Raw genomic sequence first — 21,875 nt, forward strand, 5'->3', positions numbered from 1 at the left:
TAAATAGAAGTAAATGTTAAATTAAAAAAGTGAACTAGAAATCTAATTAAAAAGATTTCATAGTCCACCTCATAAAGTTAACTAGTTATAAAATACGATAACATTTCACCTGCATTTATACAGTTATAGTAAAACAGTATTTTATGCACCGTCGTAATTATTTATAATTTCTATCCTCCAAAGAATAAATCGACAATATCTGTTGTTCTATTTTTATCCACTTTATAAAATTCTGTATACCCACAATTTTTACATGTTATTGTTGTAAAATTATTATGTTGCAAGTCAAATATTTTAGAAAAACCTGAGCCTGTCGCTGAAAGTGTTCCTTCTTCAATTTCTGTATGTCCACACTTAACACAACCTTTATGTGTTTCTGCTGCCATTATTTTCCACCCCTTTGTCATAAGCGTTATTATGTACATATCACTGATATGGCCACTTTAAACTTTATGGGATGTTATAGGCGTTGTGTATTCGCATGTATTTAGTTACATCATTGGTTTATCGCAAGTGAATAATTTAGGGTTCTCAATAGTTACTGTCCCTAAAGTGAGTTTGAAAAATTATACATCTTATCTATAAATACTTTACGTCTTATAAAATCAACTAGAATCACAAATTTTTATAATAGATATAAAAAACACTTTCAAGGTATTAATCTTGAAAGTGCATATAATCTGTTTCTTTATTTAATATAATTAACGTTAATTGTGTGGATTTCGGTTATTATTCCATTCCATAAGATATTCATGTTCATGAGTCTCTTTTTCAAACTCTTTAGATATTATTTCAAATTGGTGCTTTGAGTAAAAACGAATAGCCCTTTCATTTTTCTCATATACGTGTAACTTAAGCGCATTATAATCACTTTTTAATCTTTTCAAAAACAATCTTCCTATACCTTTATTACGGTAACTATCTTTAATAAAAATACCTGCAATATAGTTCGCATATAAGCCAGCGAATCCAACAATTTGATTATTAGCATAATACACGTAAATTGTTGAATCTGGAAGCATCTTTTTTACTTTTTCAAGGTTAGCAATCCAATAATCACGATTCACAAAATAATGTGTATCTAAATTAGAATTCAACCAAATATTTGAAATATCATCTATTTCTTCAGAATCAGGAGCTTCTAACTTTTTTAAAATTATAATGTTCCTCCAATTATATTATTTATTTGCTTAAATATCACAAAATTTTACAGTTCTAAATTATGTTATTAATTGATGTTTTTTTCTTTAAATATAATTTCATAAAATGGCTTCGTCTGTATTCTTCGAAGGTCACCTATAACATAGAATTCTTTTTTAGCCCTTGTAACTGCTACATTTAATAAGTTTGGTTTCTCACATGACCAATTCACAGCACCATCTTGAGTGTTGTCAGTACCTACTACAAAGTATACTTTATGTGCTTCTTTTCCTTGGAAAGTATGAACCGTACCTATAGATTTATTAACCCAGTTATTGATTCTCTCACGTTCAACATTAATTTTCGTTGGTAATTGTGATTTCACTATACGCTTAATTTGTTGTTGTACTGCTGAAAATGGAGATATTACAAAAGAGCTCGGTTCTATCTGATTAGCTTTTATCGCTTCATTCCAATCATTAACGAGTAATTCAAATACTTTTTCACCATGTTCCTTCACATATTGTTTTTGTACTGAAGTTCCACTTACATTATGACATCCTATCCTCCCAATTTGTTTAATATCATTAGGTAGTACCATTTTATTATTATAGGCAATTTGATTAGCTACTGTGAACATAGGTTTTAAACAACGTCTATGAACCCAAAGCGGAATACCTATCCAAGTTTTTTGCCCTTCTCCTGTAGAATCCTTTTTCCAAAATCCATAATAATTAGCATGGTCTGCAACAGATTGGACGGATGCTTCTTTTGATAGTAAGCGTTCTGAAATATTATAATTTTTACGGATGTTATCTATTAAATGACTTTCTAATGTAACAACAGGCTCTATTTGAATAGGATCACCTACAGCTATTACTTTTTTAGAACGATATAAAGCACCTACAGCTGCTTGAGGAACAGCTTGTCCCGCTTCGTCTATGAATAAATAATCGATAAAATCTTTGGGGATACCTTGATACATAGTTTTAAAGCTCGCAAATGTCGTACTTACAATTGGAAATATCAGATGTATGACATTCCATGCGTTATATACTAACTCAGGCTTTGTATCTATCAATTTGCGTCTATCTTTAAAATCTTTGATGGCATAATAAACTGATGTATTATTAGCAATTAATAATAGTTTATGCAATATCATTGCTCTTAAAAATAACATTGCTCGTCTATACTGCAACTCATCACTCGTCCATAAATTAGAAACTTGTCGCTCATCATAATTAGCGTTACTCCAAAAGTCTTTGGAAGGAATTGTAATATTTGATTCATTACGAAATGCTTCGAATTCCTGCACTTTAAACTCAACATTTTCTAATTCGTTTTGAATTTTTAATGATGTGTTTTTTAATAATTCTTGTTTATTAGTATTGTTAGTAATATCATCTTGTTTAGCCTTTTTAACTTTCTCTAAGTTCAACTTCTGTGCTAATAGCTGTTGTCTTTCTTGATTATATTTCTGAAATTGTTCATCTTCTTCTGTGCTAAACATAGCTTTTAATTTATTGACTAAACCTTTGTTACTATCTTTTATTGAGTGGATTAAGTCATTGATACCATCTAATTGTTTATCATAATGATTGATTTGCTTTTCTAAATCAATTAATTTTTTATTGTCTTTCTCTATTTCAATTTCTATTTTTTGTATATTATTTTTTACTGATTGTTCTTCAATTTTAAGTGAATTTTCTTTATTTATAGATTGTTCATAACCTTTATAAACTTCGAATGCTTTAATAGATTCCCTTTTCAATTTTTCTACATTTTTGAGTTCATCTGAAAATAATTGTTGCTGTGCTTTCCATTCTTTCTTTAATTCTTGAGTACTAAAATTATTATTCTCGTTTTGTAGCAATTTAGCAAAACCAATAGTGTCTTTCTCTTGCTTTAGGAGATGATTTAAAACTTCATTAATATTTTTACTGTTACCCAATACACCCGAAAACATTCCCCATGCTTTTTCACCGATTAAATCTTCAGCTATTTCAGCAAAATTGTCTAACTCTTGCGCTAACACTGCATAAGCTTTTTCATATTCCGGAAATTTACTGTTTTCAGGTTTTCTAATAATCTCTTCTAATTTTGGTAAATCTTTAGAAATATTTTCAACTGCTCCATTATTACCCGAAGCAACAACCATCTTATATTGTGAAATAGCATCTTTTAAAAGATATACATCCTTTTCATCAGTTTCATGTAGCTTTGTTTTTTTAAATGCGCTTTTAGGATTATCAAGCTTAGCTAATTCTTTACCTCTTTCAACTACAAAGTGTGCAAATACATCTTTTAATAACGTTGTCTTACCCGTACCAGGTGGTCCATTGACTGAACTAATCTTTTTATCACTACTCGTTATCTGATTTACAGCAACTTGTTGCATTAGAGATAGTCTGAATTCAGTCTTGGAAGGCCAACGTCCATCAGGTAGTTGTGACGGATGTAGAAATTGTTCGATAAGTTCTTTATTCTCGTCAACTTCTGTTCGTTGATCCTCCTCTAATCCTTCTATATAGTCTACTAATGTTTGGTTCGGACTTTTCTTAGCTATTTCAATATCACTTATAAAGAAACTATTAAATTCTGGTTGGGGTAATTCATTCTTTTTCACAAATTCTATAGCTACATAATGTGGAAACAAGCCATCTTTTTTTAAATTTAATACTGAAAAATACTTATCGTAGGCTTTATCCATTTTTTCCAATTTTTGTTCGTTGATAGGTTCATCTGCTAAAATTTCATTAACTTTCTGTAAAAATTTTTCAACTGAATCATTAAATTGTTCTTCAATATTTGCATTTCTATCTTTTTCGATTTCTTTTAATGCGCTCATAATCATTGGAATATGTATCGAATCGCTTTTAACTTTCCCATTTTCATCAATATTGAAAGTATATCCATAACAATGTGCTACATTAGGATTATGAATTTCTGAATGACTATCAAAAATATCTTGAATTTTCAGATTAATTTCATTATAACGAAAACAATGTCTATAAAACTTAAAAATTCTTTCACCTTTCACTTTCTTTTCATCTGAAATGATAAAACGATGGTCCTTCCATATATCAAAGTATTTATTAAAACTTTGAAGTTGTTTTTGCTTACATTCATTTTTAAAATGATCAGCCAACAATGTATCTTTAGATGTATAACGCACTTTTCCAGGACTTAAAGATTCTATTAATAACCATGCTGACAAAGTATCTTTTACCAAATATCCCATCATAACCCACCTTGATTATTTAAAATTTTTGACTTAGCACTATTTTAACAAACAAAACAACAAAATTAATTGGTTTTCAAAATATTTCGAAAATTGCATAAGTATTTTTATTCCATATAAATACTTTAATGTACGTTCATAATGATGAACAATGCAGGCTAAAATTCTCCGAATACACTATCTATAAATATAAAGATCCCCCATACAAGATGAAAAAGTTTGTGTCAACATCTTGCAATGGGAACATCTAAGAAATCATCACTGGCTTTAAAACCGAAAAATACATCTAGTTATAAATCTTTGTATTTAGTATTTGAATCTTTGCTTTTGTCTATTGGGTACTTTTTAGCATTTTTCACTAGTTTCTTACGGATAATTTCATTAATATCAAAATCTAAATTATCTGCTAACATGTAACTATAGATTAATACATCTGCTAATTCTTCTGCTAATCTCTCATGTTTAGTATCCACTACCTCTTCAGGGGATTTCCATTGAAATAGCTCAAGTAACTCAGCTGCTTCTAAACTAATTGACAAAGATAAGTCCTTTTCATTGTGAAATTGTCTCCAGTTACGCTCATCTCTAAATTGATTGATTTCTCTTAATACATCTTTTGTTTCATTCATTTTTATCACCTTTTGATGCTTTTTTTAGTGCTTCCCTCAACTGGTCATCTACTGCATAAATATATAATCCATTTACACCACGAGTTAATAATACGTTCAATTCATTTTTAAGCAACATTTCTGAGAAATATTGCTTTGAACCGTCCTCTAATGTTCTTCTACGAGTAGCTTTTTTATTGGCACTGCCACTTTCGTCAAAAACTATCTTTCCGTTTCTATATTTTACGGAAGGCCCGATGACTACTCCAGCAAAGTTTAAATCTAGACCTTGAATAGTATATGTTGAACCTATTTCACATATAGATTGTTCTTGTTCAACCCATGGTAATTTTGACTGCTTTCTACTTACTTTAAGTTGGTAATTCCATGGCATTGACCAATCGCCAACCTTCACTCTCCAGTAATCCTCATTTTCAGGAGATTTGTTTTTATTATATTGCCAATCAAAGGTAGCTAGCATTCTTGATATACCACTATCTGTATTTTGAGCTTTATCTCTTATGGATTTCTCTAACGCATCAGGCGTATCAAAAATTTTAATCTTATACCCTTTGTTATCATAGGGAATATTCTTAATTGTTTGATTGTCAACCAAATTTCTTATCCAATGAATTGTTGTTTCATCACTATTAATCCGCATTTGATTTTTTAAAGTAACATGGTTATTTTTATTTTTTGCACATTCAAAATATTCATTTAATTTATCTTTTTCCCAAATTTGTTCAGTTGTAAGCACTTGTTTTAAATCAAAAACAATAACTACAACTTTAGCCCTTTCTAATAAATCATTTAAATGATTCTTACCTTGGTAACTTTGCTTCCCTTGAGTTAAAAGTAAATGTGCTTCATCTACAATTACAACGTCTACTTTTTCATTTGATGAATGATTATTAATAAAGCTAGTTGGTTTACTTACAATGTTATTCATTTTAGTCGAAATACCCAATTTAGTAACTATTTGATTATAGATTGATACATGCTCATCTTGATTTACTAATAGATGAATATCTAAATTTTTATCTAAATCTAAATTATACTTCCCAATTTCATAAAGCAATGTACTCATTAAAACTGTTTTTCCTGAGCCTGCTTCACCCTCAACGATTATCAATTGTCCAACTTCATTTAAAATAACAGATTCTTTAATTTTATCTAATATTTCTTCTTTTGCGTTAATTTGCTCTTGAGTCAATTTATGAAAAGGAGAGGCTTTAAATATTGCTGAATCCTTAATAATGCTTTCAATTGGAAATAAAGATTTATTTTTTTCATTTAATGATTTCCAAATATCCGAGAATATTTCTTCTAACTTATCAGAAGTAAAGTATTCATTTTGTTGATTTGTTCTACTATTATGAACCCTAGAAATTTTATCTACACTTAATAAATATTGCATTAATCTATTTTCAATATCTAATGTTAATGACTTATTAAACAATTCATGGCCAATCACATACATTGATGAATGATTTGATTTAGAAAAGTCTTCCCAAAATGTTTTCATTTTTCTATCTATATTGAGATGTTGTCTCGTTCTATTTCTAATATCTGCTGTTTCTCCAACATAAACTTCAAAATTATTTGCACTTTTTTTATTATTTATTATGTATACAGTTGGATATCTTAATAAATATTTTCCATCTAATGAAGTTTTCCATTTTTGGACTGAATTATTAAGATTTTCTAATGAATATTTCATATTTTCTATCTTTAACAAGTTCCCCATTTGCATCACCTATTCGATTATCATCTATCAGTTTCTATTTTATCAATTTTGTGATAATTTTATATACTTTTTTAAATATTTAATATAAAAAGCTTAAATTTTCATGATTATCTAAAAGGTATTTTTTGCTCTTCTTAAAATTTTATTAATTTCTTATACAAATTCTACTGTATCTAAACATTCTTCCTCTGATATTTTCAGTTTTTGAAAAATCACACTTTATTCTATCGCAAATCTATGTTTTATTACTTTTACCACAATATTTTGTTAAAATATAAAATAAACATGCTATTTGGAGGTAATATTTTGAAAAAACAAATCGAGGTTGTTGGTGCTGTTATTTTTTCTGATAATAAAGTTCTTTGTGCACAAAGAAATGAGAATATGAGTTTGCCTCTTATGTGGGAATTCCCTGGTGGTAAAATTGAAAAAAATGAATCTGAGATTGACGCATTAAAACGTGAAATAAACGAAGAAATGTTATGTGATCTTGAGGTTGGTAATAAAATTACCTCAACTACTTATGAATATGATTTTGGAATTGTTAATCTTCATACTTATAAATGTAAATTAAAAGAAAAAATGCCTACACTAACTGAACATAAAAGTATTAAATGGTTAAATATTCAAGAATTAGAATCATTAGAATGGGCGACGGCAGACATACCGGCTGTGAAAATCATTGTAGATGGGGGACAATAGTGGATAATTTATTAGAAGACTTTAATCAGTCGCTACATAAAGGATTTATCGATCGTACAATCCCCCATAAAGGGAACTTCATGCCTAAGTTATTGATTAATAATAAAGATGAGAATGTACTTTCAACAATTATTAATGAATTATATAAATGCAAATCATTTACAATTTCAGTAGCTTTCATTACCGAAAGTGGTTTAGCTAGTTTAAAATCTCACCTTTATGATTTAAATCAAAAAGGTATTCGCGGAAAGATTATTACTTCTAATTATTTAGGTTTTAACTCACCTAAGATGTATAAAGAGTTATTAAAGCTTAAAAATGTTGATGTCAGATTAACTGATGTCAACGGATTTCATGCCAAAGGTTATGTGTTTGAACATGAACATTATGCTTCCATGATCGTAGGCAGTTCTAATCTAACTTCTAATGCATTAAAGGTAAACTATGAACACAACATTTTACTCTCCACACAAAAGAACGGTGACCTTGTTTATAATATAAAAGCTCAGTTTGATGAATTATGGAGCAAGAGCATACCTCTTTCAGATACTTGGATACAAGATTATGAACTTATATATGATGAACAATCTTTAAAAAATGCGCTACATATTGCAAGGGAAAAAAGGGTTATGCAAGATAACATTGAACAAACTATGAAAATCGAGCCAAACATTATGCAGAAAGAAGCCTTACATTCTTTAGCTGAACTTAGAAAAAGTGGAAAAAACAAGTCATTGATTATATCTGCAACTGGTACAGGTAAGACAATCTTATGTGCATTAGATGTGAGAAATTATAATCCAAATAAATTTTTATTTATCGTTCATAACGAAGAAATTTTACATAAAGCAATTGAAGAATTCAAAAAAGTATTACCTTTTTCCAAAGATGAAGACTTTGGATTATTAACAGGTAAGTATAAGGAAACTCATGCTAAATATTTATTTGCTACAATTCAAACTTTATCTAAAGATGATATTTATAATAATTTTGATCAAAATCATTTTGACTACATAGTATATGATGAAGCACATCGTTCTGCAGCAAAATCATATCAGAAAGTGTTTAATTATTTCTCACCTGACTTCACTCTTGGAATGACAGCTACACCCGAAAGAACAGATAACTTAAATATATTTGAAATGTTTGATTACAATATTGCTTATGAAATTCGATTACAAAAAGCTCTTGAAAGTGAAATACTTTGTCCTTTCCATTATTTTGGTGTTACAGACTATATTCATAAAGGAAAATCAACAGATGATTTTAGCAGATTAACTGATTTAACTTCTGATGAAAGAGTAAAACATGTATTAGAAAAAACACAATACTATGGTTATTCTGGTGAAGAATTAAAAGGACTTATATTTGTTAGCAGAAAAGACGAAGCTAAAGATTTAGCTGATAAACTAACATTACTTAATGTGCCTTCTGATGCACTGACGGGTGAAGACAGTTCAGAAAAGAGACAAAAAGTGATAGAGCAACTTAAATCTGGTGAGATAAATTACATTGTAACCGTTAATTTATTTAACGAAGGTATAGATATTGCACCTGTAAATCAAATTGTCATGTTAAGAGAAACTGAATCAAGTATAATCTTTATTCAACAGCTTGGTAGAGGGCTTAGAAAAAGCGAAAACAAAGAATATGTAACGGTTATAGACTTTATAGGTAATTACGAGAAGAACTACCTTATTCCAATAGCTTTATCAGGCGATCAGTCTCAAAATAAAGATAACTATAGAAGATTTTTAACGAGTAATACAGCATTAATGGGTGTTTCAACAATCAACTTCGAAGAAGTCGCTAAAAAGAAAATATACGACTCACTTAAGCAAGTTAAATTAAGTGCCGCTTCTCACATCAAACAAGCATATAATGAAGTTGAACAAAGAATTGGTAGATTGCCTTTACTCATGGACTTTATTAGACAGAACTCTATAGATCCAAGTGTTATATATTCAACAGACAGTTCATATAAAAACTATAATGATTTCCTCGTTAGAGCCAAGAAAATAGAAGAACAGTTAGATAAAAATGAAAATCTCAATTTAACATTTTTATCACGAGAAATTGCACCTGGTTTAAAGAATGTAGATCATACTATTTTAAACGCAATAATTAATAGACCCTATAAGATAAATGAGCTATTAACCATTGCTCAAAATGTAGATCCAAACGTTACCTTAGAAGATATTCAAACAACTTTAAAAATATTAAATTTTAGTTTTTTTAGTAAAGATATTAATAAAACCTATGGCAAACCAATCGCCAACATTTCAAATGATGAAGTAACGTTAACAGAGTCTTTTGCTGCATCACTTGAAAAATTACTTTTCAAAACATATGTCGAAGATATAATAGAATTAGCAAAATATAACAATAAAGTACATCACAAAAACCAAAATGGATTACTACTTTATAACAAATATACAAGAAAAGATTTTGTTAAATTACTAAATTGGAAATCAGATGAATCCGGAAATATCAACGGATATAAATTCGGTAATAATACTTTACCAATTTTCATAACATATCATAAACAAGAAAATATCAGTGACAATACTAAATACGAAGACGAATTCCTAAGTCCTGATGAACTTAAATGGTTTACAAGATCAAAAAGAAAATTAACCTCACCAGAAGTACAAAAAATATTAGCACATCAGAAGAACAATATAGATATGTATATCTTTGTAAAAAAAGAAGATGTTTTAGATGGAAATGAATTTTATTTCCTGGGAAAAGCACACTACTTAGATGGTACAGCTGAACAAACAACGATGCCAAACGAGAAAAAAAACAACATTGTAACGATGACATTGTCTATGGAAACACCTGTAAAAGATGAAGTTTATAGATATATATTGGAGAATTAGAAAAAATAAGAGCAGAAATTCAAGTTTAATAATGAATTTCTGCTCTTGTTGCTTTTTTTCGTAACTATTAATAGAAGTAATCTCACTTATGATGCACTTCTTTTTATCAATTTTACTAATTATTTTGGGTCTTTGGTATTAAGTCATAATCAAACATAACTTCCGATTTATTATCTAATACTAATTCTTTATTTAACTCAATGGATGTTTCTTTATCTTCTGTCACTCTATAAATTTTAGATTTTCTGTAATATATACCGTTTTCCTCAACAAACCTATGATTTTCTTCAACAATTTTATATTTATAGGGTATGGGGCTTTCACTATTTAATATCGCTACTAATTCTTGGTTTTCACAGTTTAAAGTTATTTGGAAACTTTGATCTGTTGTATTTTTGAAACGATAATCTACATAGTTATAAGCGACTGAAGTACCATTAGCTAATGGTACACGCTTTCCAATATCTGAAGCTAGTGCATCGGAATGAAAATGAACTTCTGTTATTTTTAAAGGGCTATGCAGAATTAATAAATTAATTGTATTGGCTAAATTACAAAGTCCTCCTCCCATTCCTGCTTCAACTTTATTATTAATTATAACTCGTCCTTCTTTGTATCCATTCTTTTTATTCACTTTGCCTACTAATTTCCAAAACGAAAATACTTCATTAGGTTTTATTACTAATCCATTTATTTTTGAAGAAGATAATTCAATATTAAAAGCTTTATTTTCTTGTAAAATTGGGTCAATATCTTTGCCAGTTTTAATTATTTTAGATTTATGTCTATAAATCTCATTAGGCAAACGATTACTTAAATAACTATTTGAAAAGTTATTGTTACTTACTAAATCTTTCACATGTCTCCGTATCGTTTCCTTTCTCTCAGCCACTCTATACCATATAGGAATAATTTCACTTAAACTTTTACGCTTTTTCATTATAATTCACCTTCAATTTTTCAATTTTCGAATTCTTTTTAAAAATCCACTTTGTTAAAAAGAAAATCCATAAAACAGCTTTTTCAACCCTTCTTTTTTTACCTATTTTAACTTCATTTTCATGTAATAAGTACTTTACTAATACACTATCTATTTTAGTTAAATTAGCTCCAAGTATGTCAGTAAATATCTGATCCCCAATCAATAATATTTCTGACTTTTCAACTTCTAATCTTTCAATAGCTTTAATATATCCATTTTTATTTGGTTTATTAGCTTCATCTATAAATGCTATATTTATATTCTTATTAAAACGCTCAATACGACTTGCACTATTGTTAGATAAAAATATAGTTTTAAACCCTATTCTTTGTAATTTTTCAAATAATTCATCCACTTCTTTTGTAGAATCTGAACCATGAGGAACTAAAGTACTATCAATATCAAAAATCAGTCCCCTGTAACCTAGCTTATAAACTTTATAAAAATCTATATCAAAAACTTTTCTTATGTAAATATTTGGAAATAAAATATTAATCATTTTAACATAACATCCTTTTTTCAACATTTGAATTATTAAAATTATTATTGTATTGTATAGCAACAAAGTGTAAACTAACTATTAACTTAAGTCAAATTAGGAATTTAATATAAAAGGGGCGTCTATTTTGGAAAATTCTGAACTTATTGTCATGCTCACATATAATGACTTTACAGTGAAAAATGCATTTGAAGTTTTTGAAGAATGTAAAGATACTAACGTTAAATATTGGGGATTTAAGGATAAAGGAATTTCTTTAGAAGAAATGGTATCATTATATAATTATATGAAACAGTGTGGTAAAAATACCGTTCTAGAAATAGTTGAATACGAAGAAAAACAATGTTTAGAAGGCGCATATTTAGCCAAAGTTTGCAATTGTGATATTTTGATGGGAACTATTTTCTACGAATCTGTAAATGATTATTGCAAGAAACATAATATTAAATATATGCCATTTGCTGGTAACATAAGTAATAGACCATCTGTACTTCATGGAGAAATTGAAGAAATTATAAAAGAAGCAAACAATTACTTAGATACAGGTATCCATGGATTTGATTTGCTGGGATTTCGTTACATAGGTAATGCTACAAATTTAATTTCTAAATTCGTAGCTAACATAGATATTCCTGTCTGTGTTGCTGGAAGCATTGATTCTTATGAAAGACTCGAATTCATTAAGTCTATTTCACCTTGGGGTTTCACAATAGGTAGCGCATTCTTCGATAATAAATTTGGCGACACTTTTAAAGCACAAATTGACAAAGTATATAATTATTTAAATGATTAATCTACATTTTATTAAAAATATAACTTTACTTCTTATTAACCTCATATAGTCTGGTAGGTTCACAATCTCTTTAAATAGCGTCTGAAAAACCGCATCACTTATAATCGCTTCTCTTTGTTAGTGATATAGCAAAAAATGAACTCATTATTAGAGCAAATTTAAATCACTATATCAACAAGTAGTCAAACCCTACTCATTAATTTACGTAGGGTTTGTCTACATTTATTTATGTCCTGTTAGTATATGATTTTAGTAGTAAATTGTGTCAACTCTTGCGAGAAAACTACTAGACGAAGACTATAGACTAAGAAATTAGTCGTGGAAAAGTGAGCACAAAACTGTTAGAAAGTAGAAGTCTATAGATATAGTATTAGTTATAAAATATAATTAACCCAGCAGTAAATCAAATTTTAAAATATTCAAGTACTATTTGGTTCAATTGTTCTGAAACTTGAACAAAATCGCAATTTAGATCTAATGTTTTCACACTAATATGATTTCCACTCATTTGATAATCATTGTCGGGAACTACTTTTTCATCAGTTTTAGCATAAAGTAACATTCCCGAAACTTTTGCTGACTTTTCTTTTAAATCAATATCTAGATTTTTAACATAGGTGAAAATTTGATACAGATTTCCTGAATGAATTTTATTAACACCATAATTATTTTGTAATGTTTTAGTGTAATACTTAGTATCAATTATTAAATATTTATTATTACATGAAAGGATAATATCGGTCTTCATCACAGGTAACATATCACTAACTCCATCATCCACCATCCAAGGAATATAGGACGCTGTAACTGTTAATTGCGGAAATTCTTTTTTGTAATATTCAAAGATGAATTTTTCAAATAAACGTGATAGTTGTTGCTCATCTGAGTAATCCATTAGTTGATTACTTCCATCTTTTTTTGACTGTAGCAATCCTTTAATAATTAGACAACATATAGACGTTAACATTTTATATGTTTGATTATTACGAGTAAATTGTAAATTCCAATTGATATTATGTTTTTCTAATGTATCTACTTTGTCAAAAAATAATAATAACTTTTTAATTTTTTTCTTTCTCTCATTTGAAATTTCAGTTTTAAGTAACAAAATCATAGTTGTTTTTATTATCTTATTCATATACATATTAATCGAAAACTCATCATATGAACAATTGAGCTTCTGATTCATGATATCTAGATTTTTAATAGATTCTGTGATATTAATTTTGCCTCGAACCATTTTCAAAGATTCTTTTTCTTCTACGTATTCATGATGTAAGCCACGTTTTAGTTGAATAGATACACCCTTAATTAAAATAGCTGCATACAAATCAATTGCATTCTCAAAATCTTCCGTCGCGACTTTACGGTAACCTTTTTCATTTAGTACTTTATATGCATATGACAACATATAATATACATTCTTAATAGCTATCATTGAATAGCTCCTCTTAATTTTTCAGACCATGAATCTACCTTATCTGGTTCATCAAACCAATATTCATTTATTAACGGAATAATTTCATATTCTACTATATTCTCTAATTCATAGTCAGTAACATTTGATAAGTTGCAGAAATAACTATGGCCAATAATAAATCCTTCACCAAGTGACTCATCTCTTTTAATTTCAGAGTTCAAATTTAAAATACATTGAATAAGAGAATCAAATTTAGCACTAGCTAGCTTTTCTTGATATAACCTAAATCCTGTTGTCATAAATCCTGTTGTCATATTATAAAAGGCAAATCGTCTACGCAATGCATAATCTAACATTGCTAAACTGCGATCAGCTGTATTCATCATTCCAAGAATATAAATATTTGGAGGGACAGAAAACTTTTCGTCTGCGTATAATAACTGAAGTTCTGTTCCGCGTTTATCATTCTCTATTAACATGAATAGTTCTCCTAAAATCTTACTTAGATTTCCACGGTTAATTTCATCAATAATAAAGAAATAATCATTTTCTATATCATTTTCTGCTCGTTTACAAAAATTGTAGAATGTACCTTTACGGAGTTCGAATCCTGATTCTGTTGGTCTAAACCCCATAACAAAATCTTCATAAGAATAATTTTGATGAAATTGAACCATTTGAACACGTTTTTTATCCTTTACTCCCATCATTGAATAAGCTAGTCGTTTAGCTACAAAAGTCTTACCAACACCTGGAGCGCCTTGTAAAATAACATTTTTCTTTCTTCTAACTAAATTTACTAACTTAAGATAATCCTCTTCTTCCATAAATACATCATTTAAAAAATGATTTCTATCATAATTTGGTAAGACTATTTCTGTTTCATCTTCTATATCAATTTTATCTTCTTCAAATAATTTTTTAAGATTTTCAACAAAATCATTATATGGTGTAATATTGGTTAAAGTTTTAGGGGCTGGTTTTATAGAAGTGATCCATTCTCCTTTATCTTTCCAATCGACTGTACGTATATTTTTAAATTCTTGATTTGGATGATACTCATGTTCAGAAGTAACTATTCCCCAGCCAATTATTTGTTTTTGGCCTTTTTTAACATAAACAATATCTCCAATTTTCATTTCATTAGTAAATTGCCAAATAGCATTCGTAATATTAATATAGTTGTTTGTATTTCCATTAATTTCTTGTAATTTTTCTTTCATGTCTCCTCTACTTGTATACTTTGAAAAATCTTCTAATTCTTCCCAACCTATCGCCATAAGTCCTTTTTTATAAAACGCATCCCAATTAATTGCTTGCGACCCTGGTGAAAATATCCAATAATTCATTGATTCAACATCTTTATCTGCATCTGTTGTTTCAATTTTATTCTTTTTTTGTAAATTAATTTTTTCAGAATAAAGCCAAGCATCGTAACTCAATTCAATAAAGTTATCAATTAAAATTTCTTCATTTGAAAGATAATCTTGTATATTATCAATTATTTCTATGTACTCTTCACCTGATAATTTGCCATTTATTCTGGGTAACTTATTTATTATTTCATCAGTAATTTTACCAGATTCATATATATACCATCTAGAACGAGAATCGAGATTGATAAATTTCTCTGGAGCAATCCAGTATAAACCACTTGTCAATTTACTATTATGAATTCCTTTTTTGGACATAACTTTATCAAAATATTCTATGAATTTTTCTTGAGAAGTAGATGTAGGATCCTTAGCAAATTCTAATGCTGCCTTAAATAGCATCCATAGTTCATCAATATCATTTTTATTGCGATCACCTTTAAAATAATAAAATGTAGCTCCCATATTATTAATAGTTGGAACACTATCAAAACTATTTGGTAAATCTGCCTTAATTTCGAAAAGTTCTGCTATTGCTTCCAACACTTTTATCTTATTTGATAAATTGAAACTGCTTTTATTAAATAAAGCAAACACTGTAAATGGGTCTATATCTGTTAAATCATTATTTCTCTCTAAAGTGGGTAGTTTAATTTCAGTCATTTTATATATTTTTTTAACTTTTTCAATTAATTCCTTACGATTTTCATGATATTTCAATAGTTTTATAGCAAATTCTTTATAAAAATCAACCCACGTTATATCTATTGCACTTTTCATTAAATTATCCCCCTATAAATATCATTACGCTAGTTTTCTAATTTAAATTTTCTTTTCTTAAATCAAACATAACATATGATTGGTATTGAAATTCTTTAGTTTCTATCATAAGTAAAAGTATGCTCAAAGCCACAATACTTTGTTTTTGTTCTATATTCTCAAGAGAAATTTCTTAAGATACAAATAATAAAGTTATACTATTATTATGATATGCTAAGCTTCTAACAATTGATTTAATTTTATATTCAAAAATAAATTAGAACATGAATCGATTTAATGTCTATGGTTTTCATATCTTTAAATTTCATTTTAACCTCAATAGTTTTATCATGGTCTTTACAAATCATTTTAGTTTTATTTATTATAACTCTCAAGCAAACATAAATACTCTTATTAAAACCGCAGACTATATGATGCGTTCAAAATCCATTAGCAGAGGCGCTGAAAAAACCGCATCACTTGTGATATGCTTCTGCTTATCAGGTAGTGATGCGGTTTTTATAATGAATATATTTTTAAGTAAATAATATAATCAATGTTGTACTAATTAGATTGATTTTAGTCCATACTATTTAAAGAAGCTTCATCAATTTGGTATGTGTTTTCAATTGATTGTACTTCACCATTCCCTTTATTCACAAAAATAGTAAAACCATTATCAGAGTTATCGTCATATACCAACTGCTCCTCTGTTTCTACAGTAGGATCTCCATGAAATTGTTTAAAATCAGATACTGAAATAGCTTCTGGTAAAATGTATACACTTGATACTGTACCGTCTATACCATAATATATGCCTATATTATGATATTTTTCTACATTACCAATATCCATAGAAATGGTATTATCAGGTTCTCCAAATTTTGATTTTATCTCGTGTTTGGACATTCCAATATTAAATCCTTCATAACCACCAGTATTATCAGCATTCATAAAATTTTCACTAAATTCAGAGGACAAAACATTAATAGTTGCTTGTTGATTATCGTGGGTCGTTTCACTATCACTTTGAAATATATTAATAGAACTGTTTCCTAGAAATACATTTTTATAAAAATAATATCCCGCAAACATTAACGCTACAACTAATAAAATAACAACAATTATCGAAACAATGATTGCCCATAATTTAGAGTTACCACGCTCGATTTGTCCATTTCGACTTATTTTATGTTGTAATTGTGAATTTTGATATTTATCTTTTTCACTTTTATGATCACTATTGACTAGCTTTTTACCACATTTATTACAAAAAACTTGTGTGTTTTCTATTTTATTACCACAATTGGGACAATATTTCATTTATCGACGCTCTCCTTTATACCCCTTACTTCTGTCTGTAAAATATTTACTTGTTTTAATCCCGCTTTCATTAATATAAATACAAATATCCATACTATAAATATCAATACTAAATACTTAAGAGTAATACTTCCTGCTAATGAAATTGATGTGTCCCAGATCCCATGTAAAATTACTGAAGAGAAAAAGAAAAACAGCAACCTCTTATCTAATATGTTATTGAATCCAAAATTATTTTCTTCTTTTGCAATAACAATTCCTGCTCCAATAATTGCTGACCAAACTAAGTGACCACCAATTGCAGTCCATGCTCTAGTGTATATCATGTCAATCAATGAAATATCAAAATTAGTTGAATAATTTAATATATAACCTGCAGATTCAAAAACCGCAAATCCAGCACCAATTGCCCCTCCAATAAGTAAACCGTTTAAAATTCTATTTGTTCTATTTTTATTTATAAAATACACGATTATAACTGCTTTACCCGTTTCTTCAACTAACCCTACTAGCGCCGCATCTATTACTGTCATCGTCCCACTTAAATAATATTCTTCACTAAAAGTAATGAAATTGTATAAAATCATAGTACTAATTAAAGAAAATACTCCGCCTATAAAAAACATTTTTAACACTTCAAATAAACTAATATCTTTAAACGCATTTGACTCATAAAAAAAGAATAAGCCTGTTAATGGTACTGTTAGTGCACCAATAAATATCAAACCAGGTATTGCGTTTGCGTTTTCAAATACCGTTCCTAAAACCCATAATGCTGCAAATGTAATAGCAAATGCTAGAAACACTCTAGAGAAAACCCAAGGCTTTGCCCATTCTTCTGAAACTTCATCTAAAGGTGGTGTAGTATTCTTGGTTCCAGCTATAAATACTTCATCCGATTCTTCTTTGGAATGGGGCTTAAACACTTCTGAAAACATATCTTTTAAATTCAAATCTAAACTTTCTTCGCTACCAGCAAATTTCCCTATAGATTTAGTAGTGCTACTAAATAAATTTCTTGCTTCATTCTTTAGATTAATATTTTGGGCAGCTTGTTGTTCAATTGTTTCAGTGCTTTCATTAAAGGTCTCTTTCTTCTCACTTTTTTCAGGTTCCGCGTTTATCTCTCCATCCTCTTTTTTTAAATTATGACCACATTCTATACAAAATCTATCTTCAATTTCGATCTTTGCATTACAATTTGGACAATTTTTGTCATTAGTTGTTGTCCTTTGTTCTATACTATGCCCACAATAAGTACAAAACTTGTCATTTATATCCACGTGTTTCCCACAATTTTTACAATTCATACATTCCCTACTCCCAATTATTTACTTTTGATATATATCATTTTAATGTATTACACAAGAAAATTCTATATTATTTTCATGTATATTTTTTTTATTTTCTGAGAATATCTTTCAAAAATTAAGTGTATTCTTGAAATATCGCTATTTTTATATTTTATCTAACTAAAAAGTTTCAGTATCATAAATAGTTAATGAAAATGTTTGTATTGTTCTGATAGCATCCTTTATATAGACAATCAGAAATGATTACCTAAGGCAAAAATTAGTATAAAAAGACGGTTAGAGAAATAAAAGGGACACTTATCGCCTTACATATTAACTTTAACGCCTTCAATTACATTAGAAATATAATTGTTGTTGTAACTTAGTCGATTATAAAATTAATATCTTACTATTAATTTTATGATTTTTATTGTAAAAGAGACGACATAATTTTTTCCTTGTTCACTGATATAATAAATAAAACAAATAATAAAGGATATAGCAAAATAATAGAAGAACACTTAAGTTAACCTTTCATAATTAAAATTAATATAGATATAATCATTTCCAAATACGCATTAATTAAAAAATGCGTTCTTTTTTAAATTATTTTAGAATAAATATAGAAAAGCGTAGCAAAATAGATTAATATAAAATTAAAATAAATATAGAATGGGGATAATGATGTGAAGAAAGTTTTCGCCAGTTTAGGCGTTATTTTATTAGTTGCAGTATTGGGAGTTGCAGTTGTATTTGCATATGGGAGTTATAAAGATTTAGAACTTAAAAAAGAAGAGTCTAAATTAGCTGACAAAAAGCAAAGTACTACAAATAAAAAAGAAAAGAATAAAGATAATCAAACTAATACAAATCAAGAACAAATAACATCTACAAATGAACAAAATATAGACAATTCAGATGACCCAAATAACATTATGAAAAATGATGCAAATGGTGATGGAGTTATTACTAGAGATGAAATGACACCTGAACTAGAGAAACTAGAAAAAGAAGGTAAATTCCAAGTAGCTTCCAAAGGCATTGATACGAATGATGAGAAAAACGAAGACAATCAACCTAAATATACAGCAGAAGATGCTAAAAACATGTCTGATGATGAATTCTTAGATGCATATAAAGAAGGCATGAGTGAAGAAGAAGCTGCCGCTGTTGATAGTAGAGCTGAAGGTTCTGGAGATTATATTGGTTATTTAAGAGGACAAGTTGAAGCACGCGCCAATGGTCAAGGCGGCAATTATTAAATTTAAGGATGAAGAAATCATGAAAAAATTATTAAGTACAATAACAGTAATTGCCATCATTGGCATATTAGCAGCTGTTGGATTTTTTGGATACAACAAATATCAGGAAGTAGAGTTAGAAAAAAATAAATTACAAGCTCAGCAAAAAGAATATGACGACAGTAATTCACAAAATATTAGTGAAATATCTAATAATGAGAATCAATCGAATGAAAGTCAAAATAATAGTCAAGAGCAATCTACAACAGAAGAAGATACAAGTGATGACCAACAGGTAACTAGAGATAATGTTTTTGATTATGCTATTGCAGCTGTAAATGAAGTGGGAGATGCTGATTTATTAAAGTTCCAAGAACCGGAATACAATGGTTCAGAATGGACAATTAATGCAAATAATAAATCAGGGGCTGGCGCTAATACCATAGTAGTCAAAGATGGTGGAACAGTTCAAATTTGGAATGGTCCTAAAACAGCTATGGATCACGAAACTAAAATTAATTTATAAACAAGTGGATTAATAAGGTCTACATCGTACATTAGGATGATGTAGACCTTTCTTATTATGTCATTTTACTAACTGAATAAATATTTAGTCACGATAATCAAATTCTTTACTTAAAAAGATATGGGATGAAAAGAAGCCTGTTTGTACAATAATAACGATGTATCCTCAATTAGATGGTGTATTATCACTTGATCTCACAACTGTTCTTATCCTCAACCAATTAGCTAATTCCAAGCAATATGGCGCCTATGTGAAGCGGCCTGTAGTTGTAGAACGTGTTACACAAGTAATGAAAATCTTAAAACCTCATAAAAAGAAAGTCAAAAAGCTCATTAATCCAGCAACGAATGAAATCATGCATCCTCTCAATCCTAAAGCACGTCAAAAATGGACATTAAAATAAAAAGGAGGATTATCTATGAACCGTGAAACTACACAATCAGACTGGCAAAAGATCGCTTGTTATTTAGGATAACTTGATTATGTTTAAATAGTAAAAGGCTTAGTATGTTATTTTAAAGCGGTTGGAGATGAAGAAATACTTGATAAAATTTATGATGATTTTATGAATGATGACTCTATAACAACGATATTTAATAATGATTTACAGTTAATTATTAATCATTACCTAGTAAAATGAACATTATACTACTTACAATAAAAATAGAGCATCCTTCACTTTTACGGTGAGGGATGCTCTATTATTTATTTTTTTATTTTCTTTTTGTTATCGTTGATGTATTTATTCTTAATACGAACAAATGTGAGAATTTTATAGGTTTCATAGTAAGAGTAATAAATCGAGAATAACAAGAAAATGAAAATTTTGGGAGTGGAATTATTAAACTAAGAGCATTAGAGTATAGTGATTTACTTTTTGTTCATGAATTAAATAATGAATATTCTATTATGTCTTATTGGTTTGAAGAACCTTATGAATCCTTAACGGAACTTCAATATTATTTGATAAGCATTTATTAGATGAATCGGAGAGACGTTTTATTGTTGAAGATGAAAATCAAGTCGTAGGTATTATTGAATTAGTAGAAATTAATTACATCCATTGTAATTGTGAAATACAAATAATTATTAAACCTGAGTTCAGTGGTAAAGGTTATGCAAAATTCGCATTCGAAAAAGCGATAAATTATGCATTCGATATATTAAACATGCACAAAATTTATCTATATGTTGATACAGATAACAAAAAAGCTGTGCATATATACGAGTCACAAGGATTTAAAACAGAAGGATTACTCAAAGAGCAACTCTACACTAAGGTAAATATAAAGATGCCTATTTTATGTCATTATTGAAATATGAATATATTTTTTAGTATAAAAAATC

Annotated in this window: 16 protein-coding genes and 3 pseudogenes; 8 read left to right on the forward strand and 11 right to left on the reverse strand. The window is 28.4% G+C overall.

Annotated elements, in window-relative coordinates; translation table 11 throughout:
- Positions 1–170: 170 nt before the first annotated feature.
- From KA824_RS00620 to KA824_RS00640, 5 genes are all read right to left on the reverse strand, one after another.
- Positions 171–386 (reverse strand): zinc ribbon domain-containing protein, encoded by a 216-nt coding sequence (locus tag KA824_RS00620; protein ID WP_046207202.1) that lies wholly within the window; start codon positions 384–386, stop codon positions 171–173.
- A 321-nt stretch (positions 387–707) separates the two neighbouring features.
- Positions 708–1,067: a GNAT family N-acetyltransferase gene (locus tag KA824_RS00625; RefSeq protein ID WP_233435582.1), complete on the reverse strand. Its 360-nt coding sequence runs from the start codon at positions 1,065–1,067 to the stop codon at positions 708–710.
- Between the two features lie 161 nt (positions 1,068–1,228).
- Positions 1,229–4,381: a DEAD/DEAH box helicase gene (locus KA824_RS00630; protein ID WP_181187298.1), complete on the reverse strand. Its 3,153-nt coding sequence runs from the start codon at positions 4,379–4,381 to the stop codon at positions 1,229–1,231.
- A 290-nt stretch (positions 4,382–4,671) separates the two neighbouring features.
- Positions 4,672–5,010, reverse strand: a complete 339-nt coding sequence (locus KA824_RS00635; RefSeq protein ID WP_107523750.1) for a nucleotide pyrophosphohydrolase — start codon at positions 5,008–5,010, stop codon at positions 4,672–4,674.
- Positions 5,003–6,736: a DNA/RNA helicase domain-containing protein gene (locus KA824_RS00640; RefSeq protein ID WP_119536001.1), complete on the reverse strand. Its 1,734-nt coding sequence runs from the start codon at positions 6,734–6,736 to the stop codon at positions 5,003–5,005. Before KA824_RS00640 ends, KA824_RS00635 begins: the two co-directional genes overlap by 8 nt.
- Before the next feature lie 306 nt (positions 6,737–7,042).
- Here KA824_RS00640 and KA824_RS00645 point away from each other — a divergent pair, with 306 nt between their 5' ends.
- The gene (locus KA824_RS00645; RefSeq protein ID WP_181187299.1) at positions 7,043–7,438 is read left to right on the forward strand and encodes a (deoxy)nucleoside triphosphate pyrophosphohydrolase; all 396 of its coding nucleotides are present in this window, start codon (positions 7,043–7,045) and stop codon (positions 7,436–7,438) included.
- Complete coding sequence (locus KA824_RS00650; RefSeq protein ID WP_119517907.1) at positions 7,438–10,320, forward strand: DEAD/DEAH box helicase; 2,883 nt, start codon at positions 7,438–7,440, stop codon at positions 10,318–10,320. The genes KA824_RS00645 and KA824_RS00650 overlap by 1 nt, the downstream gene beginning before the upstream one ends.
- 115 nt (positions 10,321–10,435) lie before the next feature.
- On the opposite strand, the gene KA824_RS12820 is transcribed toward KA824_RS00650, so the two are convergent.
- Both KA824_RS12820 and KA824_RS12825 read right to left on the reverse strand, forming a co-directional pair.
- Positions 10,436–11,260, reverse strand: coding sequence for a VanW family protein (locus KA824_RS12820; protein WP_119535999.1), 825 nt, complete (start codon positions 11,258–11,260; stop codon positions 10,436–10,438).
- Positions 11,247–11,801, reverse strand: coding sequence for a YqeG family HAD IIIA-type phosphatase (locus tag KA824_RS12825; protein ID WP_107523670.1), 555 nt, complete (start codon positions 11,799–11,801; stop codon positions 11,247–11,249). Before KA824_RS12825 ends, KA824_RS12820 begins: the two co-directional genes overlap by 14 nt.
- Before the next feature lie 127 nt (positions 11,802–11,928).
- Between KA824_RS12825 and KA824_RS00660 the strand changes: the two genes are divergently transcribed.
- On the forward strand, positions 11,929–12,594 hold the full coding sequence (locus KA824_RS00660) for a beta/alpha barrel domain-containing protein (RefSeq protein ID WP_107523671.1): 666 nt from the start codon (positions 11,929–11,931) through the stop codon (positions 12,592–12,594).
- Between the two features lie 403 nt (positions 12,595–12,997).
- On the opposite strand, the gene mcrC is transcribed toward KA824_RS00660, so the two are convergent.
- The 4 genes from mcrC to KA824_RS00680 form a co-directional block, all read right to left on the reverse strand.
- Positions 12,998–14,032, reverse strand: a complete 1,035-nt coding sequence (gene mcrC, locus KA824_RS00665) for a 5-methylcytosine-specific restriction endonuclease system specificity protein McrC (RefSeq protein ID WP_181187300.1) — start codon at positions 14,030–14,032, stop codon at positions 12,998–13,000.
- Entirely contained in the window at positions 14,029–16,167 is a 2,139-nt protein-coding gene (locus tag KA824_RS00670) for an AAA family ATPase (RefSeq protein ID WP_181187301.1), read from the reverse strand. Before KA824_RS00670 ends, mcrC begins: the two co-directional genes overlap by 4 nt.
- A 558-nt stretch (positions 16,168–16,725) precedes the next feature.
- Positions 16,726–17,469 carry a zinc-ribbon domain-containing protein gene (locus KA824_RS00675; RefSeq protein ID WP_070044777.1) on the reverse strand — a complete coding sequence of 248 codons (744 nt, stop codon included), beginning with the start codon at positions 17,467–17,469 and terminating at the stop codon, positions 16,726–16,728.
- Positions 17,466–18,779 carry a PrsW family glutamic-type intramembrane protease gene (locus KA824_RS00680; RefSeq protein WP_070044778.1) on the reverse strand — a complete coding sequence of 438 codons (1,314 nt, stop codon included), beginning with the start codon at positions 18,777–18,779 and terminating at the stop codon, positions 17,466–17,468. The genes KA824_RS00675 and KA824_RS00680 overlap by 4 nt, the downstream gene beginning before the upstream one ends.
- A gap of 668 nt (positions 18,780–19,447) precedes the next feature.
- On the opposite strand from KA824_RS00680, the gene KA824_RS00685 reads away from it, so the two are divergent.
- From KA824_RS00685 to KA824_RS00700, 5 genes and pseudogenes are all read left to right on the forward strand, one after another.
- On the forward strand, positions 19,448–20,023 hold the full coding sequence (locus KA824_RS00685) for a hypothetical protein (RefSeq protein ID WP_070044779.1): 576 nt from the start codon (positions 19,448–19,450) through the stop codon (positions 20,021–20,023).
- Entirely contained in the window at positions 20,001–20,528 is a 528-nt protein-coding gene (locus KA824_RS12830; protein WP_245335982.1) for a hypothetical protein, read from the forward strand. Before KA824_RS00685 ends, KA824_RS12830 begins: the two co-directional genes overlap by 23 nt.
- Before the next feature lie 106 nt (positions 20,529–20,634).
- A pseudogene (locus KA824_RS00695) lies at positions 20,635–20,931 on the forward strand (DUF1643 domain-containing protein); the annotation flags it as partial.
- A 15-nt stretch (positions 20,932–20,946) separates the two neighbouring features.
- Positions 20,947–21,168: pseudogene (locus KA824_RS12835) on the forward strand (hypothetical protein).
- 200 nt (positions 21,169–21,368) lie between these two features.
- Positions 21,369–21,864 (forward strand): annotated as a pseudogene (locus KA824_RS00700) (GNAT family N-acetyltransferase).
- Positions 21,865–21,875: the final 11 nt, after the last annotated feature.

It is taken from the genome of Staphylococcus sp. GDY8P198P (genome assembly GCF_017891615.1).
In the GTDB taxonomy this organism is placed as follows: Bacteria; Bacillota; Bacilli; order Staphylococcales; family Staphylococcaceae; genus Staphylococcus; species Staphylococcus cohnii.